Source organism: Arthrobacter sp. Dra40 (assembly GCF_059091905.1).
In genome coordinates this window covers 1-269 of sequence record NZ_JBNHHB010000604.1, presented here as the reverse complement: position 1 = coordinate 269, position 269 = coordinate 1, and the positions used below count along the sequence as shown (strand labels likewise).

General features: G+C 68.0%; 1 pseudogene. It reads right to left on the bottom strand.

Features of this window, described 5'->3' with window-relative positions:
* A pseudogene (locus AC5RWT_RS38200) lies at positions 1-269 on the bottom strand (hypothetical protein); the annotation flags it as partial.

Below are 269 nucleotides of genomic sequence, written 5' to 3'. Positions count from 1 at the left end.
GGGCAGTGCCATGACCGTTGGCTTCGTCCGACACCCGGTTCCAGACGTCGTCGTGGGGTCCACGGTGCCAGGTCTGACGCGGGCCCTCCCATTCGCGAGCGACCTGCTCCCAGTCGGGGATTACCCATCGGCCGTCCCTGCCGGTTGCCCGGTACCAGTCATGACGGCGCGAGGCGGTGACGTCGAGCGGAAAGGAGCGGCACAAACGGATCCAGTCAGCGGCCGTGTGGATCTCGTAAGTCCGGCCTACCCCACGGACCGCGATCGCG